Origin of the sequence: Hymenobacter bucti, assembly GCF_042681145.1 — a bacterium.
GTDB lineage: Bacteria > Bacteroidota > Bacteroidia > Cytophagales > Hymenobacteraceae > Hymenobacter > Hymenobacter bucti.
In genome coordinates this window covers 996,904-1,021,982 of record NZ_JBHUFD010000001.1, presented here as the reverse complement: position 1 = coordinate 1,021,982, position 25,079 = coordinate 996,904, and the positions used below count along the sequence as shown (strand labels likewise).

23 protein-coding genes are annotated in these 25,079 nt (G+C 61.1%); 22 read left to right on the top strand and 1 reads right to left on the bottom strand.

Features of this window, described 5'->3' with window-relative positions; translation table 11 throughout:
• The first annotated feature begins 149 nt into the window (after window positions 1–149).
• The 20 genes from ACFSDX_RS04220 (at window position 150) to ACFSDX_RS04125 (ending at window position 22,158) form a co-directional block, all read left to right on the top strand.
• On the top strand, window positions 150–1,622 hold the full coding sequence (locus ACFSDX_RS04220; RefSeq protein WP_382311931.1) for a CoA-acylating methylmalonate-semialdehyde dehydrogenase: 1,473 nt from the start codon (window positions 150–152) through the stop codon (window positions 1,620–1,622).
• 3 nt (window positions 1,623–1,625) lie between these two features.
• Complete coding sequence (locus tag ACFSDX_RS04215) at window positions 1,626–2,036, top strand: hypothetical protein (protein ID WP_382311930.1); 411 nt, start codon at window positions 1,626–1,628, stop codon at window positions 2,034–2,036.
• Between the two features lie 43 nt (window positions 2,037–2,079).
• On the top strand, window positions 2,080–3,432 hold the full coding sequence (locus tag ACFSDX_RS04210; RefSeq protein ID WP_382311929.1) for an aminotransferase class III-fold pyridoxal phosphate-dependent enzyme: 1,353 nt from the start codon (window positions 2,080–2,082) through the stop codon (window positions 3,430–3,432).
• 14 nt (window positions 3,433–3,446) lie between these two features.
• Window positions 3,447–4,823, top strand: a complete 1,377-nt coding sequence (gene hydA / locus ACFSDX_RS04205) for a dihydropyrimidinase (RefSeq protein ID WP_382311928.1) — start codon at window positions 3,447–3,449, stop codon at window positions 4,821–4,823.
• A 157-nt stretch (window positions 4,824–4,980) separates the two neighbouring features.
• Window positions 4,981–5,847 (top strand): nitrilase-related carbon-nitrogen hydrolase, encoded by an 867-nt coding sequence (locus tag ACFSDX_RS04200; RefSeq protein ID WP_382311927.1) that lies wholly within the window; start codon window positions 4,981–4,983, stop codon window positions 5,845–5,847.
• 111 nt (window positions 5,848–5,958) lie between these two features.
• On the top strand, window positions 5,959–7,284 hold the full coding sequence (locus ACFSDX_RS04195) for an FAD-dependent oxidoreductase (protein WP_382311926.1): 1,326 nt from the start codon (window positions 5,959–5,961) through the stop codon (window positions 7,282–7,284).
• A gap of 73 nt (window positions 7,285–7,357) precedes the next feature.
• Window positions 7,358–8,743: an NAD-dependent dihydropyrimidine dehydrogenase subunit PreA gene (gene preA, locus ACFSDX_RS04190; RefSeq protein WP_382311925.1), complete on the top strand. Its 1,386-nt coding sequence runs from the start codon at window positions 7,358–7,360 to the stop codon at window positions 8,741–8,743.
• A 68-nt stretch (window positions 8,744–8,811) separates the two neighbouring features.
• The gene (locus ACFSDX_RS04185; protein WP_382311924.1) at window positions 8,812–9,696 is read left to right on the top strand and encodes a cell division protein FtsX; all 885 of its coding nucleotides are present in this window, start codon (window positions 8,812–8,814) and stop codon (window positions 9,694–9,696) included.
• Between the two features lie 72 nt (window positions 9,697–9,768).
• The gene (locus ACFSDX_RS04180) at window positions 9,769–10,107 is read left to right on the top strand and encodes a DUF3098 domain-containing protein (protein WP_382311923.1); all 339 of its coding nucleotides are present in this window, start codon (window positions 9,769–9,771) and stop codon (window positions 10,105–10,107) included.
• Between the two features lie 162 nt (window positions 10,108–10,269).
• The gene (locus ACFSDX_RS04175; RefSeq protein WP_382311922.1) at window positions 10,270–11,100 is read left to right on the top strand and encodes an undecaprenyl-diphosphate phosphatase; all 831 of its coding nucleotides are present in this window, start codon (window positions 10,270–10,272) and stop codon (window positions 11,098–11,100) included.
• Complete coding sequence (truB, locus tag ACFSDX_RS04170) at window positions 11,097–11,945, top strand: tRNA pseudouridine(55) synthase TruB (protein WP_382311921.1); 849 nt, start codon at window positions 11,097–11,099, stop codon at window positions 11,943–11,945. Before ACFSDX_RS04175 ends, truB begins: the two co-directional genes overlap by 4 nt.
• 25 nt (window positions 11,946–11,970) lie before the next feature.
• A complete protein-coding gene (locus tag ACFSDX_RS04165) occupies window positions 11,971–12,921 on the top strand; it encodes a bifunctional riboflavin kinase/FAD synthetase (protein WP_382311920.1) in 951 nt (316 codons plus the stop codon).
• Between the two features lie 43 nt (window positions 12,922–12,964).
• On the top strand, window positions 12,965–14,203 hold the full coding sequence (locus ACFSDX_RS04160) for a carboxypeptidase-like regulatory domain-containing protein (RefSeq protein WP_382311919.1): 1,239 nt from the start codon (window positions 12,965–12,967) through the stop codon (window positions 14,201–14,203).
• Between the two features lie 174 nt (window positions 14,204–14,377).
• Window positions 14,378–15,280 carry a DUF6929 family protein gene (locus ACFSDX_RS04155; RefSeq protein ID WP_382311918.1) on the top strand — a complete coding sequence of 301 codons (903 nt, stop codon included), beginning with the start codon at window positions 14,378–14,380 and terminating at the stop codon, window positions 15,278–15,280.
• A 104-nt stretch (window positions 15,281–15,384) separates the two neighbouring features.
• Window positions 15,385–16,092, top strand: coding sequence for a CoA transferase subunit A (locus ACFSDX_RS04150; protein WP_382311917.1), 708 nt, complete (start codon window positions 15,385–15,387; stop codon window positions 16,090–16,092).
• A gap of 131 nt (window positions 16,093–16,223) precedes the next feature.
• Window positions 16,224–17,522, top strand: coding sequence for a serine hydrolase domain-containing protein (locus ACFSDX_RS04145; protein ID WP_382311916.1), 1,299 nt, complete (start codon window positions 16,224–16,226; stop codon window positions 17,520–17,522).
• A gap of 149 nt (window positions 17,523–17,671) precedes the next feature.
• The gene (locus tag ACFSDX_RS04140) at window positions 17,672–18,337 is read left to right on the top strand and encodes a CoA transferase subunit B (protein ID WP_382311915.1); all 666 of its coding nucleotides are present in this window, start codon (window positions 17,672–17,674) and stop codon (window positions 18,335–18,337) included.
• An 84-nt stretch (window positions 18,338–18,421) separates the two neighbouring features.
• Window positions 18,422–19,564 carry a hypothetical protein gene (locus ACFSDX_RS04135; protein ID WP_382311914.1) on the top strand — a complete coding sequence of 381 codons (1,143 nt, stop codon included), beginning with the start codon at window positions 18,422–18,424 and terminating at the stop codon, window positions 19,562–19,564.
• A 295-nt stretch (window positions 19,565–19,859) separates the two neighbouring features.
• Window positions 19,860–21,407 (top strand): carbon-nitrogen hydrolase family protein, encoded by a 1,548-nt coding sequence (locus ACFSDX_RS04130; RefSeq protein ID WP_382312320.1) that lies wholly within the window; start codon window positions 19,860–19,862, stop codon window positions 21,405–21,407.
• Between the two features lie 79 nt (window positions 21,408–21,486).
• Window positions 21,487–22,158 carry an energy transducer TonB gene (locus ACFSDX_RS04125; protein ID WP_382311913.1) on the top strand — a complete coding sequence of 224 codons (672 nt, stop codon included), beginning with the start codon at window positions 21,487–21,489 and terminating at the stop codon, window positions 22,156–22,158.
• Between the two features lie 107 nt (window positions 22,159–22,265).
• On the opposite strand, the gene ACFSDX_RS04120 is transcribed toward ACFSDX_RS04125, so the two are convergent.
• Window positions 22,266–23,027, bottom strand: coding sequence for an RDD family protein (locus ACFSDX_RS04120; protein WP_382311912.1), 762 nt, complete (start codon window positions 23,025–23,027; stop codon window positions 22,266–22,268).
• Between the two features lie 96 nt (window positions 23,028–23,123).
• On the opposite strand from ACFSDX_RS04120, the gene ACFSDX_RS04115 reads away from it, so the two are divergent.
• On the top strand, window positions 23,124–24,080 hold the full coding sequence (locus ACFSDX_RS04115) for a stage II sporulation protein M (RefSeq protein ID WP_382311911.1): 957 nt from the start codon (window positions 23,124–23,126) through the stop codon (window positions 24,078–24,080).
• Between the two features lie 43 nt (window positions 24,081–24,123).
• Window positions 24,124–25,077 (top strand): hypothetical protein, encoded by a 954-nt coding sequence (locus ACFSDX_RS04110; protein ID WP_382311910.1) that lies wholly within the window; start codon window positions 24,124–24,126, stop codon window positions 25,075–25,077.
• The last annotated feature ends 2 nt before the right edge of the window (window positions 25,078–25,079 follow it).

Here is a 25,079-nt window from a genome sequence, read left to right as displayed (position 1 = left end):
CTGGTAGCGGCTAACCGAAGAGGCGGTTCTTTTTAGGGATTTTGTAGTAAGCGCCTCGTCGCAGTCAGATACTTCAAGGGGTATACTTATTTATTGCGATTTTTTAGAAAAATCCGATTAGCTTGCGCTTCCCTTAATCCTGCGGCAATATGGAAGTGCAAACGCTGAAGTACCCGGCCATCCGCAACTACGTAGCTGGCCAGCTCACCGCTGCTACTCAGGCCCCTACGCTAGAGGTGTACAGCCCGCTCAGTGGCGAGTTGATTTCGACCGTGCCGTTGAGTACCGCGGCCGACCTTGATGCCGCCGTGCAAGCCGCTAAAGCGGCCTTTCCGGCCTGGGCCGCCGTGCCGATTAAGGAGAAAGTCCAGATTTTCTACCGCTATAAAACGCTGCTGGAACACCACATGCACACCCTGGCGGGCCTGGTGCGCGAGGAAAACGGCAAGACCTACGACGAAGCCCGCGCCGAGGTCGAAAAAGCCATTGAGCTTACCGAGTTTGCTTGTTCGATGCCGCAGCTTATCCAAGGCGAGATTTTGGAGGTAAGCAAGGGCGTGGAGTGCCGCATCGAGCGCAAGCCGCTGGGCGTGGTGGCCAGCATCGCGCCGTTTAACTTCCCGAATATGGTGCCGCACTGGACCATCCCGAACGCACTGGTACTCGGCAACTGCCTGGTTCTGAAGCCATCGGAGCAAGTGCCGCTGAGCGCCATCAAGATTGCCGAGCTGCTCAAGGAAGCCGGCCTGCCCAACGGCGTGCTTAACATCGTGAACGGTGACCGCGAGATAGTGGAGGCCATCTGCGACCACCCTGATATTCAGGCGGTATCGTTCGTGGGCTCTACCAAAATTGCCAAGGTGGTGTACCGCCGGGCCACCGCCAACCTCAAGCGCTGCGTGGCCCTGGGGGGCGCCAAAAACCACCTGCTGGTGCTGCCCGATGCGCAGCCCGAAATGACGGCCTCCAACGTGGCCGCCTCCATGTCGGGCTGCGCGGGCCAGCGCTGCATGGCCGGCTCCACGATGGTAGCCGTGGGCGGTGTCGACCACATTATCAGCAAGCTGGTGGAGGAGGCAAAGAAAATCGTGCCCGGCCAGAACCTAGGTTCGGTTATCAGCCGCGAAGCAAAGGCGCGCATCGAGCAACACATCACCGACGCCGAGGCGGCGGGGGCCACCATCTTACTCGATGGCCGCAATACGCAAGTGCCTGGCCACGAGGCCGGCTACTACGTGGGCCCGACGGTGATTGACCACGTGACGCCCGACATGGCCATTGCCAAGGAAGAAGTGTTCGGCCCGGTGCTGGCCATCCTGCGGGCCAAGACCCTCGACGAAGGCATCGCCCTCGAAAACGCCAGCAATTACGGCAACGCCGCCGCCGTCTTCACCCAAAGCGGCAGCCACGCCCGCTACGTGATGGAGCACGCCAGCGCCGGCATGATAGGCGTGAACATCGGTGTGCCCGTGCCGCGCGAGCCCTTCTCGTTCGGCGGCTGGAACGAGTCGAAATTCGGTGCCTGCGACATCACCGGCAAAAGCTCAATAGAATTCTGGACGCAGCTCAAAAAGACCACAACCAAGTGGAACCCCGAGTCGCGGACGAATTGGATGAGCTAGAATATGCGTCGGTACCAAGCATTAGTTATCGCTCCTCTGCTATCGCTGACAAGTTGCTTCGGCTTATTCGATAATGGTACAGACAGTATAGTAGATAAGTATGAAGTGACATGGATTGATGTACATGCGCAGCGGGCACTATACTGCGATGGTTCAGAAGTGGTACCTGCGTACATCGCTGCAGTAGGGTACAACTCGAAATATTTGTTTGTAAAACAACACCCACTCGCAGGTGAGCATGATGAAAAAGTGCTGGAGTCTATCACCAACTACTATCTTATTGAGCGAACGCAAAATGAGTCACAAGACAGACCTATTTATGGGCCATTATCAGAAGAGAAATTTAATGTATTGTGTAATGAATTAGGAATAGAAGAAGTCACGTTCAGCACCCATTATCCGGAGAATATTTAATAGTACTCACTCGCATGTCTCTTTAGTAATTCGCCAAGTGTATATGCAGCCGACCCTCGACCTCGACAAAGAGCAGATTCTGCGCGATAACCTCGACCACACGCTGTTTTCGTGGTCGAAGCAGGCGGGCCTGAACCCCATCAACGTAGAGCGGGCGGCGGGCGTGTACCTCTGGGACCGTGATGGCCGGCGCTACCTCGATTTCTCGTCGCAGCTCATGAACGTGAACATCGGCCACGGCGACCAGCGCGTGACTGAAGCCGTGGCCGCCCAAATGCGCGAGCTGAGCTACGTGTACCCCGGCATGATAACCAAGGCCCGCGGCGACCTAGGCAAGCGCTTGGCCGACATCACGCCGGCCAACCTCACTAAGGCTTTTTTCACCCTAGGGGGCGCCGAGTCGATTGAAAATGCCGTGAAGCTGGCCCGCATCTACACCGGCCGGCACAAGATTGTGGCGCTCTATCAGTCGTTTCACGGGGCCAGCTACGGGGCCATGAGCGTGGGCGGCGACCCGCGCAAGTTTGCCGTTGACAGCCAAGCCATGCCCAATGTGGTGCACGTCGAAAACCCCTACGCCTACCGCTGCCCCTGGTACAGCACCACGCCCGAAGAGTGCGCCCAGCGCGCCGCCGATGCCTTGGAGCGCATTATTGGCTACGAAAACCCCGGCAGCGTGGCGGCCATTTTTCTGGAGGGCGAGTCGGGCACCAGCGGCTGCATCAAGTACCCGCCCGGTTACTGGCAGCGGGTGCGCGAAATCTGCGACAAGCACGGCATCTTGCTAGTGGCCGACGAGGTGATGAGCGGCTTCGGCCGCACCGGCAAGTGGTTTGGCTCGGACCACCACGGCGTGAAGGTTGACATCATGTGCCTGGCCAAGGGCATCACGGCCGGCTACCTGCCCCTAGGTGCGGTAATGGTCGATGAAGCCATCGCCAAGTCATTTGACGACAAGCCCTTGCCCCTAGGGCTCACCTACTCGGCGCACCCGGTTTCGTGCGCGGCGGCCGTAGCCGTGCTCGACATTTACGAGGAAGACAACCTGCTGGCAAACACCGTGGAGATGGGCCATTACCTCGACGCGCAGGTGGCCGAGCTCATGCAGCAGCACCCCAGCATCGGCGACTGGCGCAACACCGGCCTCTTCGGCTGCCTAGAACTGGTGAAGAACCGCACTACCAAGGAGCCGATGGCGCCGTGGAATGCCACGCCCGACCAAATGGGCGTCATGAACCAAGTTGCCGCCAAGATTAAAGAACTGGGAATGTACACGTTTGTGCGGTGGAATTATATTTTTATCTGCCCGCCGCTGTGTATCAATAAGGAGGAGCTGGATGAGGGGCTGGCTGTCATTTCGGAAGCCTTGAAAATCGCCGACGCGCACACGCATTAACCCCATTCTTGCTCATGCCTATTCTGTTGCAAAACGGCCGTGTTGTCACGGCCGACTCCGATGGTATTTGCGATATTCTGGTTGAGGGCGAGCAGATTGTGGCCCTAGGTCGCCACTTGCCTGTTCCGGCCGACACGACGGTACTCGACTGCACTGGCAAAATCGTGGTGCCGGGCGGCATCGACCCGCACGTGCACCTCGAAATGCCGTTTATGGGCACTTTTAGCAGCGATACCTACGAGACGGGCACCCGCGCCGCGCTGCACGGCGGCACCACTACGGTCATCGACTTTGTGTTGCAAAAGCAGGGGCACTCGTTGCGCGCAGCGTTGGAGGAGTGGCAGGGCCGCGCTACGGGCAACGCAGTGGGCGACTACTCTTTTCATTTGGCTGTTACCGACTTTAACGAGAATACCAAGGCGGAAATCGCGGAGATAGTAGCCGAGGGCATTACTTCCTTCAAGGCTTTTATGGCCTACAAAGGCTCGCTCATGATTGATGATGCGCAGCTCATCGGGCTGATGCAAGAGGTGAAGAAGCACGGCGGCCTCGTGACGGCCCACGCCACCAACGGCGACGTGATTGACTCGCTCATCGCCCAGCACCGGGCCGCGGGCCAGCTCGCGCCGCTCTACCACTACCTCTCGCAGCCCGAGGTGACGGAGGCCGAAGCCTCGGGCCGCTTTGCCGACCTGGCCAATTACGCCGGTACGGAGGCCTACATCGTGCACATGACCTGCGAGGGCGCCCTCAACCAGGTGCGCCACGCTACCCGCCGCAACCAGCGCGTGCTGGCCGAGACATGCATTCAATACCTGCTGCTCGATGCATCACTGTATCAGCATGATTTTGAAGGGGCTAAGGTGGTAATGTCGCCGCCGCTGCGCGAGAAAAAAGACCAAACTGCGCTGTGGGCCGGCCTCAACCAGGGCCTGGTGCAAGTAGTGGGCACCGACCACTGCCCCTTTCTGTGGGAGCAAAAGCTGGCGGGCAAAGACGACTTTTCAAAGATTCCCAACGGCCACCCCGCCGTGGAGCACCGCATGGAACTGCTGTTTTCGGAAGGGGTCGGCGATGGCAAAATCACCTTGCAAAGGTTCGTGGAAGTGACCTCCACCAACGCAGCCAAAATCTTCGGCATGTTTCCGCGCAAGGGCACCATCAGCATCGGCGCCGATGCTGACTTAGTGGTGATTGACCCAGCTAAGAAGCACGTTATCTCGGCCGCCACGCACCACATGAACGTGGATTACTCGGCCTACGAAGGCTGGGAAGTGACGGGCAAAGTCGAGACGGTGCTGCTGCGTGGACAGGTGGCCGTGGCGGCTGGCGAAACTAAAGTTGCCAAAGGTTACGGACAGTTTATAAAACGTAGCAAAACAGCATTTTAATCAGCAGGCGACACTTAAAAATGCCGGTCATGCAGAGCGCAGCGAAGCATCTCGCGTGGTGTAGTGAAATCATGCGTTGACAACGAAGCAAGCGAGATGCTTCGCTGCGCTCTGCATGACAATCAATTAATTGTTAACAATATTACCTCACTTACTCATGCCCAGAATACTCAAATCCGGCCTCATCCAGATGAGCTTGCCGATGACCGAAGGCGAAGGCACGATGGCCGAAATCAAGGAGGCGATGATACAAAAGCACCTGCCTCTGATTGAGGAGGCGGGCCGGCAGGGCGTGCAGATTTTGTGTTTGCAGGAGATTTTCAGCACCCCGTACTTCTGCCCCGGTCAGGACAGCAAGTGGTACGCCTCGGCCGAGGCGGTGCCCGGCCCCACCACCGAACGCATGGCCGAATACGCCAAGAAGTACCAGATGGTGATGATAGTGCCGGTGTACGAGCGCGAGTCGGCGGGCGTGCTCTACAACACGGCGGCCGTGATTGACGCCGACGGCACCTACCTAGGCAAGTACCGCAAAAACCATATTCCGCACACCAATGGCTTCTGGGAGAAATTCTTCTTCAAGCCCGGCAACCTGGGCTACCCCGTGTTCCAAACCATGTACGCCAAGGTGGGCGTGTACATCTGCTACGACCGGCATTTTCCGGATGGCGCCCGCGTGCTGGGCCTGAACGGGGCCGAAATCGTGTATAACCCGTCGGCCACGGTGGCGGGCCTCTCGCAATACCTCTGGAAACTGGAGCAGCCCGCGCACGCGGCGGCCAACGGCTACTTCATGGGCTGCATCAACCGGGTGGGCGAGGAAAAGCCCTGGAACCTGGGGCGGTTCTACGGCACGTCCTACTTCGTGGACCCGCGCGGCCAGACGATTGCGCAGGCCAGCGAGGACCAGGACGAGCTGCTGATTGCCGAGTTTGACCTCGATATGATAGATGAGGTGCGCTCGACCTGGCAGTTTTTCCGCGACCGCCGGCCCGAAACCTACGAGAAGCTGGTGGAGCTGTAAACATCGCCTGTCATTGCGAGCGCAGCGAAGCAATCGTATCAATACGAGCTATTTAGGTGCGATTACTTCGCTGCGCTCGCAAGGACAGCCTATCTACTTTTACGCATAAGTATGGCCGAATTTTCTACTCCCACAACCGAGCAAGAGTTTGCGCGAAACTTTGCGCAGCTCAAGCCGGCGATGAACCGCACCGAGGCGCTGTATGAAAGCTCGCGCTGCCTGTTTTGCTTTGATGCGCCGTGCATTCAGGCGTGCCCGTCGGGTATTGATATTCCGCAGTTTATCAGGCAGATAAACAGTGGCAATGAAACCGGCGCGGCCCGCACAATTTACGAAGCCAACTACTTCGGCAATGCTTGCGGCAAGGTGTGCCCCACGGAGGTGCTGTGCGAAGGCGCCTGCGTGTACAATTTGCAAGAAGTGAAGCCGATAGAAATCGGGCGCTTGCAGAGCTACGCCACCACCAAGGTCATTGCCAGCGGCCAGCATCTCTTCGGGCCGGGGGCAGACAATGGCAAGCGCGTAGCGGTGATTGGGGCGGGGCCGGCGGGTATCTCTTGTGCGTGCGAGCTGCGGGCCCTAGGGTACGCCGTGGACGTTTTTGAGGCCAAAGCACAGCCCTCGGGGCTGACGGTATACGGTGTAGCGCCCTATAAAATCACTACTGAAGAGGCGCTGGCCGAGATGACGTATTTGCAGGCGCAGTTCGGGTATGCGGTGCAGTACAACTCGCCCATTACCAGCCGCGAGGAACTAGCTGATTTAGAGGCGAGCTACGATGCTATTTTCCTAGGTATCGGCCTAGGCAAAACCAGCACCCTAGGGCTGCCGGGCGAGGCCCAGCGCAACTGCGTGGGCGCGGTCGAGTTCATTGCCGACCTACGCCAGCTGCACCACCAGATGGCGGTGGGCCGCCGCGTAATTGTGCTGGGCGGCGGCAACACGGCCATGGACGCCGCCTCCGAGTCGGCGCGGCTGGGGGCGGAGAGCGTGGTACTGGCCTACCGCCGCGGCAAGGGGGAAATGGGCGCCTACGGCTTCGAATACGACCTAGCCAAGAGCGTAGGCGTGAAGGGCTTATTCAACGTGGCCCCGGTGGAAATAGTGGGCGACGGCTACGTGTCGGGCGTGCGCTTTGTGCGCACCGCTACCGTAGATGGGCGCGTGCAGGAACTGCCCGGTTCTGAATTTGTGCAAGACTGTGACATGGTGATACTGGCTACCGGCCAGGCCAAACAGACGGGCCTTTTAGGTCTCATCCCAGGCTTGGAATTGGATGAGAAGGGCCGCATCTTGGCCAATGCGCATACCGGCCAAACCACTAACCCTAAATATTTTGCTTCGGGCGATGCTTGGAATGGCGGGGCCGAAGTGGTGAATGCCGCGGCCGAGGCGAAGCTTACGGCGCGGGGCATTCACGCCTATTTAAGCAAGTAGCGCGGACTTCCAGTCCGCAAACACAAACCCTTTTTTCTACGCTACTCGCGGACTGAAAGTCCGCGCTACTGCCATGCCAGACCTTTCCGTAAACTTCGCCGGCATCCATTCGCCCAATCCATTTTGGCTGGCTTCGGCGCCGCCTACTAATTCTGGCTACCAGGTGATGAAGGCCTTTGATGCGGGCTGGGGCGGCGCGGTGTGGAAGACCCTAGGCGTGCCCGTTGTGAATGTATCGAGCCGCTACGGCGGCGTCAACTACCGCGACAAGCGCCTCATCGGCTTCAATAATATCGAGCTGATTTCGGACCGGCCGCTGGCCGATAACCTGCGCGAGATTGAGGAAGTGAAGAAGCGCTTTCCCGAGCACGCCGTCATCGCCTCGCTCATGGTGCAGAGCCGGCAGGAGTGGCACGACATCGTGCGGGCGTCGCAGGATGCGGGCGCCGATGGCTTCGAGCTGAACTTTGGCTGCCCGCACGGCATGTGCGAGCGCGGCATGGGCTCGGCGGTGGGCCAGGAGCCTAGGGTGCTGCAAATGATAGTGGAATGGGTGATGGAGGTGGCCCAAAAGCCCGTTATCGTGAAGCTGACGCCTAATATCTCAGATATCACGGAGCCGGCGCTGGCGGCTCGGCGCGGTGGCGCGGATGCTATTTCGCTGATTAACACCATCCAGAGTATCGTGGGGGTTGACCTAGACCGCTTTGCGCCCTACCCCATCGTGGATGGCAAGGGCACCAACGGCGGCTACTGCGGCCCGGCCGTGAAGCCCATTGCCCTGAACATGGTGAAAAACTGCGCCCAGCACCCTGGCATCAAGCTGCCCATTTCGGGCATCGGCGGCATCGAGAACTGGCGCGATGCGGTAGAGCATATCTTGCTCGGAGCCAGCGCAGTGCAGGTGTGCACGGCGGCCATGCACTTCGGCTTCGGCATTATTCGGGAAATGACGGCGGGCCTTTCGCAGTACATGACGGAAAAGGGCTTCGAAACCATCGACCAGATGGTGGGCCGCGCTCTGCCCAACGTACTGCACTGGGAAGACCTGAACATGAAGTACCAGGTCACGGCCCACATCAACGCCGACAAGTGCATTGGCTGCCAGCTCTGCTACACGGCTTGCGAAGATGGCGCGCACCAAGCCATTGGGCTGCAAGCCGGTACGCGGGTGCCAGCCATTATTGAGGAGAACTGCGTGGGCTGCAACCTGTGCTCGCTGGTGTGCCCGGTGGAGCAGTGCATCACGATGGAGCGCACCGACGACGGCACCCAGCACCTCACCTGGAAGGAGCGCACTGCGGCGCAGACCATTCCGACGGAGTTTAACGACGAGCGCGCCGGCGGCCGCCACCACTGGGTGCCCGAGCCCGCCGCCGCCCTAGGCAAGGAGCGGCACAAAACGCTGCCCGGTAAAGCCCGGCTGCTAAATGGCGTGACCGAGGCGCCCGCATCCTAAGCTTGTAGAACGCACAGCGTAGCAACGCTACACTTTTTGAAAACGGCGCGGCCGTACCTTTGCCGCCTATGCCGAAGCGCCGCAAAAAGAAACTGGGCTCCTACCCTACCCCGCTGGTAGTGTTTAGCATCACGCTGGCGCTGGTGGTCATTGGCCTGTTTGGCCTGCTGCTGTTGCACGCGCATAAGCTGAGCGAGCAAGTGCGCGAAAACCTGGAGGTGCAAGTGTACCTAGAGCGCAACTTGCCCGAAACCGAGCTGCTGCGTCTCCAGCAAGACCTGGAGCACCAGCCCTACGTGGCCGTGAAGGACGGCCGCGCCCAGCTTCGCTTCGTGAGCAAAGAGGAAGGCGCCCGGCAACTGCTAGAAAGCACCGGCGAGGACTTCCGCACTTTCCTGGATGATAACCCGCTGCGCGACGCCTACGCCCTCAAAATCAGGCCCGAATACACCGATACCATGCACCTGCGGCAGCTGAGCCAAAGCCTGAGCAGCCAGCGCGGCGTGTTCGAGATTCAGTACCCCAAGTCGCTATTCGACAGCATCAACCAGAATCTGACCAAGATTAGCCTCTTGCTGGTGAGCTTCGCGGCGGTACTCGTGCTAGTGGTGGTTATCCTGATAAATAATACGATTAAGCTGGCGCTGTTTTCGCAGCGGTTTTTAATTCGCTCGATGCAACTGGTGGGCGCGACGCGGTTCTTTATTCAGCAGCCGTTTTTGCGGCGGGCTACGTGGCAGGGCTTTGCCAGCGGAGCGCTGGCGGCCCTAGTGCTGGTGGCGCTGCTCCAATACGCCTACCTCGAAGTGGAGCAGCTGAAGCTGCTGCGCGACGACCGCCTCATTGCCCTGCTGCTGATAGCAGTGGTAGGCCTCGGCACCGTTATCGGCTTCCTGAGCTCGTACCGCGCCGTGAATAAGTACATCGGTGTTTCTCTCGACGAATTGTATTAATCAAGTGCTTAGTGGATAGTGTTTGATACCCACTCCCTAAACACTATCCACTAAGCACTAAACACTACTACCATGCAAGCAACTACTCCGGCCCCGCGCTTCGCCTTTGGCCCCCGCAACTACCGCCTCATGTGGATAGGGTTGGCCGTGCTGGCCGCTGGCTTCATCACGATGATGCTCGACGGGGCACAGTACGGCGAAGGCTTCCTAGGTATCACCCTAGGGCCCATATTACTGGTAATCGGCTTCATCATTGAGTTTGCGGCCATCCTGGTGCGCAGCAACCCGGGCGAGGTGGTGCCAGTGGCCCCGGCGCACCCCGGCGTGGCCGCACCCATCACGGCGCCCACGGCCGCTGCTCCGGTGGTGCCCGCACCCGCCCCGGCCAAGCCCGCTTACAAGCGGCTCTAGTTTTTGCGCGTTTCCAAACACTACATTCTGCTTGTCATTGCGAGGAGGAACGACGAAGCAATCGCACCAAACAGCCCGTTTTGATGCGATTGCTTCGTCGTTCCTCCTCGCAATGACAGCCCTTACCTACTCTCAAACACCTACTTACCTCACAACTGCTACATGACTTACTGGCACGCGCTGCTGCTGGCTATCGTGGAAGGACTCACCGAGTTTCTGCCCGTATCCAGCACCGGCCACATGATTATTGCTTCTCAGCTGCTGGGCGTCGCCATGACGCCCTTTGCCAAGCTGTTTTTGGTGGTTATTCAGCTCGGGGCCATCCTGTCGGTGCTGGTGGTGTACTGGAAACGCTTTTTTCAAAGCTTCGACTTCTACCTCAAGCTGCTGGTGGCCTTTTTGCCCATCGTAGTGGTGGGTTTGCTGCTCAAAAAACACATCGACGCGCTGCTCGAATCGGTGACGACGGTGGCCGTGATGCTGCTCCTAGGTGGCGTGGTGCTGCTGTTTATCGACAAGTGGTTTCCGCAGGAAAGCCCCCAGGCGGGCGGCCACCCGGTCACTAACCCTAGCTTCAAGGAAGCGCTGTTTATTGGTTTATTTCAGTGCATTGCGGTGGTGCCGGGTGTGAGCCGCTCGGCGGCTACCATCATCGGCGGCCTCAGCCAGAAGCTGACGCGCCGGGCGGCGGCCGAGTTCGCCTTTTTCCTGGCCATGCCTACCATGGCGGCGGCGGCCGTGAAGGACATTTACGATTACTATAAGGAGGCACACGCCCACGGCGTGGAGCTGGGCCAGCTGTTTTCGGGCGAGGAAATCAAGCTGCTGGTGCTCGGCAACGTGGTGGCTTTTGTAGTGGCGCTACTGGCCATTCGGCTGTTTGTGGGCTTCGTGGCCAAGTACGGGTTTCGGGCGTTTGGCATCTACCGCATCATCGTGGGTGGCTTCTTGTTGCTGCTACTCGGCCTAGGGGTAAATTTGCAGCTAGTATGAGTAAGAAAGCATTAGCTGATTTCAATTTCGAAGCGGGCGAAGTCCTGCTGCTCGATAAGCCGCTGACCTGGACCTCGTTTGACGTGGTGCGCAAGGTGAAGAACACGCTGCGCCCGCGCAAAATCGGCCACGCCGGCACCCTCGACCCGCTGGCCACGGGCCTGCTTATTCTCTGCACCGGCAAGAAAACCAAGGACATCGACCAGATTCAAGCGCAGGAAAAGGAATACGAAGGCACCTTCCGCCTAGGGCAGACCACGCCGAGCTTCGACCTCGAAACGCCCGTGGACGCCGAGCAGCCCTACGCCCACCTCACGGAGGCCGAGATTCAAGCCGCCGTAGCTACTTTCCTGGGCAAAATTGAGCAGATACCGCCCGTATTCTCGGCCGTAAAGGTGGATGGCCAGCGCGCCTACGAGCTGGCCCGCAAGGGCGAGCAGGCTGAGATAAAGCCCAAAACCGTGGAGATAAAAGCGTTTGAGTTGACGCGTATCGCCTTGCCCGACATCGACTTCCGCATTGTGTGCTCGAAGGGCACCTACGTTCGCAGCCTGGCCCGCGACCTGGGCGTGGCCTTAGGGTGCGGCGCCCACCTCACGCGGCTGGTGCGCACCCGCATCGGCGAGTACCGCCTGGCCGACGCCTGGACGGTGGCCGAGGTGCAGGCCTTGCGCCCGCCCCGCCCCGAACCGGCCGACGGCGAAGCCCCAGCGCCCCGCCAGCGGCGCGAGCGGATAAAATCGGCCCGCGTGGGCCTCGATTTCTATGCCTCGCAGCAGGCCGACCGGGCACCCGCCACTGGCCCCGACCTGCCGCTGCATCCTGAAGGCACGCCCTCGGCGTAAGCCGCTGCCGCCACATCTGCGCCTTATGCAAGTTATCCGCGACCTAGCCGACTTTCCTTTTCTCACCAACGCCGTGGTGACGAGCGGCACCTTCGACGGGGTGCACCGCGGGCACCAGCGCATTTTAGCGCGCTTGCGGCAGGTGGCCGATGCCGTGGGCGGCCCGGCGGTGGTTATCACCTATTGGCCGCACCCGCGGCTGGTGCTGGGTCCGCCGCCCACCCACCCCGAGCTGCTAGAATTGCAGCTGCTCAATACCTTGGACGAGCGCATATTGCGGCTGGCCGAGTTCGGCGTCGATTACCTGCTGGTGATGCCCTTCACCCGCGAGTTTGCGCAGTGGACCTCGGAGCAATACATTCAGGAATTACTCCTGAAAACCGTGGGGGCCAAGCACTTAGTTATCGGCTACGACCACCGCTTTGGCAAAAACCGCGAGGGTGGCTTCGAGTACCTGAGCCAGCACGCCGACCGTTACGGCTTCACGGTGGAGGAGATTCCGCGCCAGGACGTGGACGCGGTGGGCGTGAGCAGCACGCGCATCCGGCAGGCGCTACGCACCGGCGACGTAGCCACCGCCACCCGCTACCTAGGCTACGAATATCCGCTCACCGGTACCGTGGTGCACGGCCAGAAGCTAGGCCGCACCATCGGCTACCCCACCGCCAACCTGCAGCCCACCGAGCCGCTGAAGCTGGTGCCCGCCCAGGGTATTTATGCGGTGTGGACCACCACGGCGGCCGGCACGCGGCACGCGGCCATGCTCAGCATCGGGGTGCGGCCCACCATCGGGGCCGGTTTGGCGCAGACGATTGAGGTTAATCTGCTCGACTTCAGCGGCGATTTATACGACCAGGAGCTAACGCTGGAATTCGTGGCCTGGCTGCGCGGCGAAGAAAAATATACCGGCCTAGATGCGCTAAAGGCCCAACTGGCGTTAGATGCGCAAGCTACGCGGGCCGCCCTGGCCCAGTAGTTGCAAAGCCCTTTCTATTATTCTTACGCCTTAGGTACTGCATATGCGCTATTTGCGATTGGTTATTCTCTTGAGTTGCTGGCTGGGGGCGGCAGTGGCCGCCCAGGCGCAGGGCCGCATCACGGGCGTGGTGCAAGACTCCGTGACGCACGAGCCGCTGGCGTTTGCCAGCGTTTTTCTGGCCAACACTACCCTAGGGGCGACTACTACCGAGCAGGGCACTTTTGTGTTTGAGCGCGTGCCCAAGGGCACCTACGACATTGTGGGCTCGTATGTGGGCTACCGCTTGTCGAAGCAAAACATCACGGTGGGCGCCGCGGCGCAGCAAGTGACGCTGCGCCTCGCCTCCTCGGGCCCGCAGCTGAGCGAGGTGGTGGTGCACGCCGATGCGCACCAGGAGGACAACTACCGCAAGTTCACGGGGCTGTTTTTGGGCGGCACTACCTTCTCGAAGCAGTGCCGCATCATGAACCCCGAGGACGTGGACGTGGCGTTCAACGACACGTCTAAAACGCTGACGGCCACCACGCCTAATTTCGTGCAGATAGAAAACACGGCCCTAGGGTACCGCATCAAGTACTACGGGCTGCACTTCGACTACAACACCGAAACCGAGGCTTCAGGCTTCGACGGCCAAACGGTATTCGAGGAAATGAAGCCCAAGGACGACCAGCAGCGCCGGCAGTGGGCCGCCAACCGGGTGGCCGCCTACAACGGCTCGCTCACGCACTTCCTGAAAAGCGTGTACGATAACCAAGTGACGGAAAGCAACTTCCTGGCCCAGCAGGTGCGCCTGGTGCAGCCGCTGCGCGCCATGCGCGGCGAACAGCTATTAAAGAAGAAAAAAGGCGCCTTCACGGCTGCCGACCGCGACTCGATGCGGGTGTGGGACGAGCTACCGGCCATTGCCCAGCTCAACCCGGCGGCCCGGCCCATTGACAGCCTGCGCCGCGTATCGACGGACGGGCGCACGTTTTTGCGCTTCACGAACGAGTTGCAAGTGGTTTTCTTTGGCGAAGCGCCCGACCCCGGCTACACGCAGCCCATGTCGCCGATTGGGCCAGTGAGCGCCAAGTCGCCAACCAAGCGGCAGGTGTCGCGCCTGACGCTGCTGGCGCCCGAAACCGAGATTCAGCCCAACGGCACCCTCGCCAATCCGCTCGACGTGGTGAGCGGCGAGTACTGGGGCTTCCAGAAAATGGGCGAGTTTTTGCCGCTCGACTACGCGCCGCCCGTGGCCGTCGCGGCACCTGCGCCCACCAAGCAAGCTAAAGCCAAATAGGGCCGGCGAGGGCCACCCGCGCTCGCGCGGCCAAGCCAAGCGCTCAGCAAAGGCCGCACTCTAGGCCGCTGCCTCGCTACCGGAGCAGCACGCCGCGAACCCACTACCTGCTCCACTTACCTGACCAGGTAGGCGGAGCAGGCTTATTTTTGGCGGCTTCTACCCGCCCTCGCCATGACTGCCACGCTCCTCTCCGAAGTTGTTTTGCCGCACCTGCCCTCGGCTTCGGGCGTAGAGATTATCGGGGCTACGGCCTACGTCATCAGCGACGATGCGCCTTTTCTCTACCTGCTCGATGCGGCTACCCTAGCCGCCACCGGCCGCGTGGCGCTGTTTGAAACCGCTGACTTTACCACCGGCCGCATTCCGAAGGCCACGAAGCCCGACCTCGAAAGCATGGCCGCCGTGGGTGGTCCCACCGCGGAGGTGGGGCTGCTGCTGCTAGGCTCGGGCTCGGGGCCCCACCGCGAGGTGGGCTACTACGTGCGGGGGCTACCCCCCGGCGAGTCCGCGCCCCTGGTCGAGCGGCTGGAGCTGCGCCAGCTCTACGACCAGCTGCGCCCACACCTGCCCGCGGGCGCAGTCCTCAACCTCGAAGCCGTCGCCACAAGTACCACCGACCTGCTGCTGCTTCAGCGCGCCGTGGGGGGCGGGCCGGCCCAGCTATTCAGCTTTCCGCTGGCGCCGGCGCTGGCCCACCTGCGGGCGCCGGGCACGCCCGCGCCGCCGCTGGGGCTAGTGCATTCTTTCAAGCTACCCACGCTGGAAGGGCACGCGGCGGGCTTTTCGGGCGCCACTTTCGTGGGCGGGGTTTTGTTTGTGACGGCCTCCGTGGAAGCGACCACCGATGCCGTGCTCGACGGGGCCGTGCTAGGCTCCTTCGTGGGAATGGTGGACGTGCAGACCCAAACCGCCACCTTCGCCCGCCTGGGCTGGGCCGATGGCCGCCCCTACCGGGGCAAGGTAGAGGGCCTGGCCGTGCGCCGCATCCTGGGGCCGGGCTGGCTAGAACTGCTGCTCGTGACGGACGATGACCTAGGGGGCAGCAGTGCCCTGGTAGCCGAAGTGCGGGTGTGAAGCCCGTAAATTGCGCGAACGCAGCCACTGGCGCGGCAGCCAGGCGTCGGCCACAAAACCTGGTTACCCGTACTTCAGCCTCTTCTACCCCCCTTTCCCACCCCATGATAAATAAAGTAGTGCCCGATGCCCAGGCCGCCCTGGCCGGCGTGGCCGATGGCATGACCCTGATGCTGGGCGGCTTCGGCCTCTGCGGCATCCCCGAAAACGCCATTGCCGAGCTGCTGCGCCTCGGCGTACGCGACCTGACGTGCATCTCCAACAACGCGGGCGTCGATGATTTTGGCATTGGCAAGCTCTTGCAAACCAAGCAAGTGCGGAAGATGATAAGTAGCTACGTGGGCGAGAACGCCGAGTTTGAACGCCAGTTGCTGAGCGGTGAGCTTGAGGTCGAGCTCATTCCGCAGGGTACATTGGCCGAGCGCTGCCGGGCGGGCGGCGCCGGCATTCCGGCCTTTTACACCCCGGCCGGCTACGGCACCGAGGTGGGTGAGGGCAAGGAAAGCCGCGAGTTCAACGGCAAAATGTACCTGCTCGAAACCGCGTTGCGCGCCGATTTTGCCCTCGTAAAAGCCTGGCGCGGCGACACTGCCGGCAACCTCATCTACCGCGGCACGGCCCGCAATTTCAACCCCATGATGGCCACGGCCGGCGTCATCACCGTGGCCGAAGTAGAGGAGCTGGTGCCCGCCGGCGAGCTCGACCCCAACCAAATTCACACGCCGGGCATCTTCGTGCAGCGCATTTTCCAAGGCCAAGCATACGAAAAGCGCATCGAGCAACGCACCGTATCGCAGATTCAGCGGATTTAACGGATTTCGCAGATACGCCTGCCGGTGGCAGGCTGGCTATGCGGGCGATACACGGCGGCTGCGCCGCTTGCTGGACCCGGCCGCTTTGCTTTTCACTTACTGTTTTCTGCCTTTTAGTTCCTGCTTTCAACATGAGGAAGAACCTAATGCTGGGCCTGCTGCTGCTGGGCGGCCCTGGAGCCTTTGCGCAACTGGCCAAGCCAGCCGTGCTGCACGCGGCCCCGCCGGCCGCGGTCGGCATGAGCGCCGAAAAGCTCCAGGCCATCGACGCGCTGCTGCAAGGCTACGTGAATGATGGGCGCGTGCCGGGCATCATTGCCCTGGTGGCCCGCGATGGGCAAGTGGTGTACCGCAAGGCGCTGGGCTACAGCGATGTGGCTACCAAGACGCCCCTGCGTCCCGACGCCATTGAGCGCATTGCCTCGCAAACCAAGGCCATCACGAGCGTGGGGCTGATGGAATTGTACGACCAGGGCAAGTTTCAGCTCGATGACCCCATCTCGAAGTACTTGCCCACGTTTGCTCACCCGCGGGTGCTGGCCAGCTTCAACGCGCAGGATTCGAGCTACACCACGGTGCCGGCCCGAAGCGAGATTACCATTCGGCAGCTGCTGAGCCACACCTCGGGCATTGGCTACGCGGTTATCGGCTCGGCCGAGGCGCGGGCCATTTATGCCAAGGCGCGCATTCCGAGCGGAGTGGGCTCGCCCGACGGCACCCTAGGGCCCGCCATCGACGCGCTGGGCAAGCTGCCGCTGTTCAACCAGCCCGGCGAGCGCTTCACCTACGGCCTGAGCGTGGACGTGCTGGGCCGCCTGATTGAGGTGCTGAGCGGGCAGCCGCTCGACCAGTACCTGCGCGCCCACGTGTTTGACCCGCTGGGCATGCGCGACACCTACTTCTACCTGCCCGCCGCGCTGCAAAGCCGGCTGGTGCCGCTGTATACCGAGTACCAGGGGCGCACCGTGGCTATGCCCACCACCGGCATGATGGGGCTACGGCCCGATTTTCCGAACCAGCCGGGCACCTATTTCTCGGGCGGCGGCGGGCTCTCCTCCACCATCGACGACTACGCCGTGTTTTTGCAAATGCTGCTCAATGGCGGCACCTACAACGGCCAGCGCCTGCTGAAACCCAGCACCGTGGCCCTGATGACGCAAAACCAGATTGGCGATGTCAACCAAGGCGTCAACAAGTTTGGGCTGGGCTTTAGCATCGTAACGCCCGCTGGCGCCGCCCAAACCGGGCAGTCGGTGGGCAGCTACGAGTGGGGCGGCGCTTTCGGCACCGACTACTGGGTTGACCCTAAGGAGCACCTGGTGGTACTGATTTACACCCAAAAGTTTCCGCACAATAACACGCCCGACCTGGTGCCGCGCTTCCGCAAGGCCGTGTACGCGGCCCTGGCTAAGCGCCAGGCGGCCAAGTAAGTAGTTCCACCTGCACGTCAGGCAGAGCGTAGCGAAGCATCTCGCGTGGTGCAGTAATCAATAGCGCATGGATTTACTGCGCCACGCGAGATGCTTCGCTACGCTCTGCATGACAACGGCTCACATATCCTTTATCCCACCCCACTCTAATGTTAGACAAACACGGCATTGCCCGGCGCATCGCGCAGGAAGTGCAAGACGGCTCCTACGTCAACCTAGGCATCGGTATTCCGACGCTGGTGGCCAACTACATCCCGGCCGGCCTCAGCGTGGAGCTGCAAAGCGAAAACGGCCTGCTCGGCATGGGCCCGTTCCCGACCGAGGCCGAGGTTGACCCCGACCTCATCAACGCGGGCAAGCAGACCGTGACGACGCTGCCGGGCTCTAGCCTGTTCTCGTCGGCCGACTCGTTTGGCATGATTCGCGGCGAGCACGTGGACCTCACCATCCTGGGGGCGATGGAGGTGAGCGAGTGCGGTGACATTGCCAACTGGAAAATTCCGGGTAAAATGGTGAAGGGCATGGGCGGCGCCATGGACCTCGTGGCCTCGGCCAAAAACATCATCGTGGCCATGCAGCACGTGGCCCGCGATGGCAGCAGCAAGCTGCTACCCGACTGTACGCTGCCCCTCACCGGCCTGCGCTGCGTGAAGAAAATCGTGACCGAGCTGGCCGTGCTCGACGTCACGCCCGACGGCTTTGTGCTGCGCGAGCGGGCGCCCGGCGTCAGCGTGGCCCAGATTCGGGCGGCTACGGCGGGCCGGCTGGTGGTGCCGGGCGGCGACGAGGCCGTGCCGGAGATGCGCGGCGTGTAGCGTGAGCGGTGAATGGCGAGCAGTGGCTTACTTTTAGGCAGTTAAGTACGCCTGTAAGTTTCACCGCTCGTTTTTCCCTTGCTTATGAAAACAAAATTTTTACTCTTGCCCCTAGGTCTGGTAGCCAGCCTGGCCCACGCCCAAACGGCGCCCACCATTACAGCGGCCGACATGCCCGCCGCCGGCGACTCGCTGCGCCTGAGCCTGACGGCCGCGCTGCCCGCTACTGCGCCGCCCCTCACCCGCAACGGCGCCAACCAAACCTGGAACTACGCCGGCCTGACGGCCGCCTCGCAGCGCGTGGAGCGCTACGCCGACCTGAGCACGGTCACGGATTTTACGCTGCTGTTCACCTTCAACAACGCCTTCACGGGTGCCGCCAACCGCGCTACGCTGGTGGCACCTAGGAACCTGCCCATCCCGGCCGGCACCACGTTTCCGGTGCCCATCACCAACCCGCAGGAGTTTTTCAACAGCTCGGCGGCCGACTTCCGCTCCGTGGGCTACGGGGCCACGCTCAATGGCACGACCCTGCCGGTCACCTACGCTTCGCGGGCGCAGCAAGACGTTATTTACCGCTTCCCGCTGACGTTTGGTAGCGCACCTGAGGTTATTAATTCGTTGCTGACTACGCCCGCGGTGGCGGCCAGCACGGGCTACTTCAGCCAGCGGCGCCAGCGCACCAACCAGGTCGATGGCTGGGGCACGCTCACCACGCCCTTCGGCACGTTTCAGACGGTGCGGGTGGTGAGCACGCTGCTCGACCACGATAGCCTATCGGTGGGGGGCGCGCCGGGCCAGGCCCTCGACCTGCCCCTCACCCGGCAGTACAAGTGGCTGGCCAACGGCGTGCGCGTGCCAGTGCTCACCATCACGACCACCACCGTGGCGGGCCAGGAAACCGTGGCCGCCGCCGAATACCGCGACAGCTACCGCCGCGTGGTAGCGCTGGCCAGCCGCGGAGCCAGCGGGCCCGACCTAGGAGCCGCCCCCAACCCCTCGGCGGTGGGCACCGAGCTGCGCCTGCTGGTGCCGGCCGGCAGCGGCCCGCTCACGGTGCAAGCCACTGATTTGCTGGGGCGCACGGTATTTCGCCGCGCGTTTGCGGGGAGCGCGGGCGGCGTGCTCACGCTGGATGCGGCGGCCTTCGGTGGGTTCCGCGGGGTGCTGCTGCTGGCGGTGCAAACCGCCCAGGGCACCAGCACCCAGCGCGTGGTGCGCGAGTAACCTTCTGCACCTATCGGCTCGTTTAGTGGTTATAAAGCCCGTTGGCCCTGGCCAGCGGGCTTTTTTAGGGGTAATTTTGACTAACGCTCCGCTACTTACGACTGTTTTTTCCTGTTAATTTATGGCTACTTCTTCCGACACCAACGGCAAAGCCACTCCCGGCGGCACGCACCACAAAAAGGGCACCAAGCTGGGCCCTACTACTGATGAGCGCTTGACGCCCACTGCCGTACCAGCCCACAAGCTGGTGCTGCGCCAGTTGCGCCGCACCGATTTCAAGGCCATCCACGGCATTATGGAAAAGGTGTACTCCAACATGGAGGGCGCCTGGTCGCAGGACGAGTATAATGCCCTGCTCAAGAAATTTCCCGAGGGCCAGATTTGCATCGAGGACAACGGCCAGGTAGTGGCCGCCGCACTGGCTATCATCGTGGACTACAGCAAGTTTGGCGATAAGCACACCTACGCCAAAATCACGGGCAACGGTAAGTTTGACACCCACGACGCGGAGGGCGACACCCTCTACGGCGTCGATGTATTTGTGGACCCCGAGTACCGTAGCCTGCGCCTAGGTCGCCGCCTCTACGACGCTCGTAAGGAGCTGTGCGAGAGCCTAAACCTGCGCGCCATGGTGGCCGGCGGCCGCATCCCTGGCTACGCTGCCTACGCCGACGAGATGACGCCCGCCAAATACGTGGAGATGGTGCGCAACAAGGAAGTGGTTGACCCCATCCTCACCTTCCAACTCTCGAACGAGTTTCACGTGCGCAAAATCATTCGCGGCTATTTGCCTTATGACTCGGAGTCAAAGGCTTACGCCACGCTGCTGGAGTGGATTAACGTGTACTACGACGAGGAGTTTGACAAGCTCATCGGCAACCAGAAGTCCAACGTGCGCATCGGTATCGTGCAGTGGCAAATGCGGGCCACCAAGAGCCTGGAGGATTTTTATCAGCAAATCGAGTTTTTTGTGGATACCGTGAGCGGTTACAAGGCTGACTGCGTGCTGTTTCCCGAGTTTTTCAACGCCCCCATGATGGCCCTCACCAACGAGAAGGCAGCCTCGGCGGCCATTCGGGGCATGGCGGCCTTCACCGAGCCCATCAAAATCAGGATGATGGAGCTGGCCGTGAGCCACAACATCAACGTAATCGCGGGCTCGATGCCGGTCTACGAAGATGGCAAGCTCTACAACGTGAGCTACTTGTGCCGCCGCGACGGCACCGTGGACGAGCAGTACAAGCTGCACGTAACGCCCGACGAGGCCAGCTACTGGGGTATGCGCGGCGGCGACAAAATCAAGTGCTTCGACACGGACTTTGGCAAAATCGGCATCCTAGTCTGCTACGACGTGGAGTTCCCCGAACTCAGCCGCATCCTGAGCGACGAGGGCATGAAAATCCTGTTCGTGCCCTTCTGGACCGACACCAAGAACGCCTACCAACGCGTGCGCATCTGCGCCCAGGCCCGCGCCATCGAAAACGAGTGCTACGTGGCCATCACGGGTTCGGTAGGCAACCTGCCTAGGGTCGAAAACATGGATATTCAGTACTCGCAGTCGGCTGTGTTCAGCCCTAGCGACTTTGCTTTCCCGCACGATGCCATCGTGGCCGAGGCCACGCCCAACACGGAGATGACGCTCATCGCCGACCTCGACCTCGACCTACTCAAGGACCTGAACACCAGCGGCGCCGTGCGCAACCTGCGCGACCGCCGCAAGGACCTCTACGGCGTGAGCTGGGTAGTGAAGAAGAGCGACCGCGACGACGACCTGCTGGCCCAGGGCGAGGAGCGCCAGCCCGCCACCAAGCCCAGCCGCCGCAAGGCGGTGGCGGCCGGATAACGCCCAGCACCTTGCTTAGACTAACCTAAAAAGGGTAGGCTGTACTTTTACAGCCTACCCTTTTTGCTTGCTGTGCACCATGTTACTAGCACGTTATAGTATCGCAGCTTTTCTGTTATCGGTCAGCTTATTAGCCTTTGGGCAGACTACGAGCGCTACCAGCAAATTTGAGCGCGGCAGCCTCAGCAAAGGCCAGCCGACCGGCACGTGGGAGTACCTAGATGACACTGGCCAACTCGAGCTTCGCATGAACTACGATTCGAGCCGCATCAGCTACCGCCGGCCCGATACGGCCCGCTATGAGTTGCGCATCAACGATACCTGGCAGCTGGTGCACCCTAGCCGGGCGCCAGGCCTGCTGGGCAGCCGCGCCGGCCGCCGCCAGGCGCTCCGCACGGGCCTGCGTTATCCCGTTGCGGCGTTGCAGCAGCAGTGGCAAGGCGATGTATTGCTCTCCTACGTGGTGCAGCCCGACGGGAGCACGACCGATTATACAGTGCTAAGCAGCTTGTCGCCCGCCTGCGACCAAGAAGTGTGGCGGATGCTACAGCAGCTACCTAGCCGTTGGATCCCGGCTATTTACCAGGGGCAAGCCCGGGCGGCGCGCTTTTACCTACGGGTGCATTTTGAGATGGTAACCGCTCGTAGCCTCGACGAATATAAAAAAACCCAAGCCCAAGTGCTCGCCCCTCCCTCCGGGCCATTCTCAGACGTTGTTACGGTCACGGCTGTGGGTATCGAGCGGCGCTAATTTTTGCTGGAAATGATGACCGAAACTTAGTTTTTCTTCTACTGACGGAGCCGAGTAAAATATACCAATTTACTGCTAATCAACCTCTTTTACTCCAAAAACAACTTTTACCCAGCGGCTATCACGTGCGCGTGGTCGCGGAGCACGGTGCGCAGAAACGCCTCGTCGGACATATCGCTTTGCACGTGCAGCAGCTGCTTTATTTTGGTGGCGGTTTCGTTGAGCAGCACGTAGTTTCCCTGTTGCAGACTGCGGCTCAACAGCTGGCGCAGCAGGGCCACGTCGTGGTCGGTGAGGTCGGCGGCCTGCGGAAACACCGCCTGGTAGCCTTCGAGTGGGAGCGATGGCCCTAGGTCGGGTAGCAGGCCAGCTGGGGCTTTGGTGCTCACGACGGTGGTGCCGGCGGCCATGTCGCCCAGGCGCTGGCCTTTGCCATTGACGGCAATGGTAATGATGGCCACCAAGCCGCCCGCAAAGGGCAGGTACAAATCAATGATACGCAGCAGCCAGCGCAGAAAATAGTCGCCTAGGCGCGGCGCGGTGCCATCGAGGCGCACCACGCGCAGGTGGCGGGCTTTCTTACCCAGGCTCTGGCCGTTGAAAAAAATCTCGCTGGCCAGGCTGTAAAAGACGACGGGCGCGAGAATGAAAGCAATAATGATAATAGCGATGATGCCCGAGGCGCTGCTCCAATCGGTGGTTTCGTGGCTGCCGCCCGAGCCTACGCTCTGAAAAATGACGCCCCACAGCACGGCCCAAGCCACCAGCACCAAGGAGTCAATCAGGGTCGCCACGATGCGGTCGCCGATGCTGCCGACCTCGTATTCGAGGGTGACATTCTGCGTGGTATGGATGCGAATAGTTGCCATAAAGTAGTTGGAAGTAAATCAGTCCGAAAAATACGCCGGGCGGCTTTAGCTGCTACTAGCGGCTGCCTACCTTTAAGGCCTAATCCTTGCCGACTTATGCGCGAAGCCGCTTTTCTGCGCCAAAACCAGGCCCGCTGGCAGCAGTACGAAACCCAGCCGCCGGCCAACCCCGACGAGCTGGCCGCCCGGTTTGTGAGCCTCACCGACGACCTGGCCTACGCCCAGACCTTTTACCCGGCCTCGCCCACCACGGCCTACCTCAATACCCTCGCCAGCAAGTTTCACCAGTCGCTGTACCGCAACAAGCCCGAGGAGCGGCACCGGCTAGCGCGCTTCTGGGCCACGGAGGTGCCGCTGGTGGTGGCTCGGCACCAGCAGGCGCTGGCCTGGGCCTGCGGGTTGTTTTTGCTATTTACGGCCCTAGGGGCACTCTCAGCGGCCTACGACCAGGATTTTCTGCGCGTGGTGCTCGGCGACGAGTACGTGAACCAGACGCTGGCCAACATCCGCAAGGGCGACCCGATGGCCATTTACAAGTCGGGGCCCTCGTCGCTCATGTTTCTGGGCATTGGGGCCAATAACCTGCTGGTGGCCCTGCGCACGTTTGCGATGGGGCTCACGCTGGGCATCGGCACGCTGCATTCGCTGTTTGTAAACGGGGTGATGCTAGGTGCTTTTCAGTACTTTTTTTACCACGAGCACGTGCTGCTGCCCTCACTGCTCACCATCTGGATACACGGCACGCTCGAAATTCCGAGCATCGTGCTGGCCGGCGGGGCCGGGTTTATCCTAGGCGGTGGGGTGTTGTTTCCGGGCACCTACTCGCGGCGCGAGTCGCTGGCCCGCGCCGCCCGCGACGCCGTGAAGCTGGCCCTGGGGCTAACGCCGGTTATCGTGGTGGCGGCTTTTCTGGAAAGCTTCGTGACGCGCCACACCGAGATGCCGGTGGCCCTCAGCCTAACCATCATCGGCGGGTCGGCAGCGTTTATTATTTGGTATTTTGGCATTTACCCGCACCTAGTGCGGCGGCGGGCGGTGCTGGTTGAAGAATAAGTTGACTAATTACATTTCCATACTTTATTACGGCTAACTACTTATGCAAAACACCTTTACCCAACCCGCCGACTTCTGGCAACAGCGCGATTTTGGCAAGAAAATATCCGCCACTTTCGAATTTATGGGGGCGCACTGGCGGCCGCTGGGCCGGGTGCTGCTTTATCTAACGGTGCCGATAGCCCTGGTGCAGGGTATCCTGGGCGCCGCGTTGCAGTCGCAGCTGCTGGGCGCCATCCGGCAGGCCACCTATAGCCAGTCGACCGGTGGCGGCTACTTGTCGGGGCGCTTTGCCATGTACAGTAACTTATTTCAGTCGCCGCTCTACCTGCTCAATAACTTACTAGCCATGGCTCTGCACACCGTGCTCATCCTGAGTGTATATGGCTACTTACTGTGCTGCGTATACCCGGCCCAGGCCGGCGCGCCCGTGACGGTAGCCGACGTGTGGGAGGTGGTAAAGCGCCAGTTCATCAGCACGTTTTTCTCGCTCTACGGCGTCTGGATTTTTATTGCCCTTGGCTTTCTACTGCTATTTATTCCGGGCGTTTACATGGGCGTGGTGCTCAGCCTCTTTTTTGTGGTGAAGGTGCTGGAAGGCACGGGCTTCGGCACCACCCTCAACCGCTGCGTGAGCCTGACGCGCGGCAAGTGGTGGTCGACGTTTGGCTTGCTGGCCATCATGGTGCTCATCATCTACTTCATGTTTGCCAGCGTGGGCATGGTGGCGGCGCTGTTCGGAGGCTTGCGGGCGTTGCTGCTGAGCTCGGGCACTGCTTCTTCGCCGTTTCTGGTGGTCATCAGCGCTTTTTCGGGGCTGCTTTCGCTGCTGCTGTATCCGCCGGTGCTGCTAGCCATTGCGTTCCAGTATTTCAATCTGGTGGAGCTCAAGGAAGGCGTGGGCCTGCGCCTGCTCGTTGATAAGCTAGGGCAGGCCGACACCCTGCCGGAGGCCCAGTCCAGCTACTTTCGGCCCGATGAAGAAGGCAGCTACTAGCC

Excerpts from the sequence above, each read along its gene's own strand:
- ACFSDX_RS04220 (WP_382311931.1), top strand. The coding sequence starts at position 150 with ATGGAAGTGCAAACGCTGAAGTACCCGGCCATCCGCAACTACGTAGCT.
- ACFSDX_RS04215 (WP_382311930.1), top strand. The coding sequence starts at position 1,626 with ATGCGTCGGTACCAAGCATTAGTTATCGCTCCTCTGCTATCGCTGACA.
- ACFSDX_RS04210 (WP_382311929.1), top strand. The coding sequence starts at position 2,080 with ATGCAGCCGACCCTCGACCTCGACAAAGAGCAGATTCTGCGCGATAAC.
- hydA (WP_382311928.1), top strand. The coding sequence starts at position 3,447 with ATGCCTATTCTGTTGCAAAACGGCCGTGTTGTCACGGCCGACTCCGAT.
- ACFSDX_RS04200 (WP_382311927.1), top strand. The coding sequence starts at position 4,981 with ATGCCCAGAATACTCAAATCCGGCCTCATCCAGATGAGCTTGCCGATG.
- ACFSDX_RS04195 (WP_382311926.1), top strand. The coding sequence starts at position 5,959 with ATGGCCGAATTTTCTACTCCCACAACCGAGCAAGAGTTTGCGCGAAAC.
- preA (WP_382311925.1), top strand. The coding sequence starts at position 7,358 with ATGCCAGACCTTTCCGTAAACTTCGCCGGCATCCATTCGCCCAATCCA.
- ACFSDX_RS04185 (WP_382311924.1), top strand. The coding sequence starts at position 8,812 with ATGCCGAAGCGCCGCAAAAAGAAACTGGGCTCCTACCCTACCCCGCTG.
- ACFSDX_RS04180 (WP_382311923.1), top strand. The coding sequence starts at position 9,769 with ATGCAAGCAACTACTCCGGCCCCGCGCTTCGCCTTTGGCCCCCGCAAC.
- ACFSDX_RS04175 (WP_382311922.1), top strand. The coding sequence starts at position 10,270 with ATGACTTACTGGCACGCGCTGCTGCTGGCTATCGTGGAAGGACTCACC.
- truB (WP_382311921.1), top strand. The coding sequence starts at position 11,097 with ATGAGTAAGAAAGCATTAGCTGATTTCAATTTCGAAGCGGGCGAAGTC.
- ACFSDX_RS04165 (WP_382311920.1), top strand. The coding sequence starts at position 11,971 with ATGCAAGTTATCCGCGACCTAGCCGACTTTCCTTTTCTCACCAACGCC.
- ACFSDX_RS04160 (WP_382311919.1), top strand. The coding sequence starts at position 12,965 with ATGCGCTATTTGCGATTGGTTATTCTCTTGAGTTGCTGGCTGGGGGCG.
- ACFSDX_RS04155 (WP_382311918.1), top strand. The coding sequence starts at position 14,378 with ATGACTGCCACGCTCCTCTCCGAAGTTGTTTTGCCGCACCTGCCCTCG.
- ACFSDX_RS04150 (WP_382311917.1), top strand. The coding sequence starts at position 15,385 with ATGATAAATAAAGTAGTGCCCGATGCCCAGGCCGCCCTGGCCGGCGTG.
- ACFSDX_RS04145 (WP_382311916.1), top strand. The coding sequence starts at position 16,224 with ATGAGGAAGAACCTAATGCTGGGCCTGCTGCTGCTGGGCGGCCCTGGA.
- ACFSDX_RS04140 (WP_382311915.1), top strand. The coding sequence starts at position 17,672 with ATGTTAGACAAACACGGCATTGCCCGGCGCATCGCGCAGGAAGTGCAA.
- ACFSDX_RS04135 (WP_382311914.1), top strand. The coding sequence starts at position 18,422 with ATGAAAACAAAATTTTTACTCTTGCCCCTAGGTCTGGTAGCCAGCCTG.
- ACFSDX_RS04130 (WP_382312320.1), top strand. The coding sequence starts at position 19,860 with ATGGAAAAGGTGTACTCCAACATGGAGGGCGCCTGGTCGCAGGACGAG.
- ACFSDX_RS04125 (WP_382311913.1), top strand. The coding sequence starts at position 21,487 with ATGTTACTAGCACGTTATAGTATCGCAGCTTTTCTGTTATCGGTCAGC.
- ACFSDX_RS04120 (WP_382311912.1), bottom strand. The coding sequence starts at position 23,027 with ATGGCAACTATTCGCATCCATACCACGCAGAATGTCACCCTCGAATAC.
- ACFSDX_RS04115 (WP_382311911.1), top strand. The coding sequence starts at position 23,124 with ATGCGCGAAGCCGCTTTTCTGCGCCAAAACCAGGCCCGCTGGCAGCAG.
- ACFSDX_RS04110 (WP_382311910.1), top strand. The coding sequence starts at position 24,124 with ATGCAAAACACCTTTACCCAACCCGCCGACTTCTGGCAACAGCGCGAT.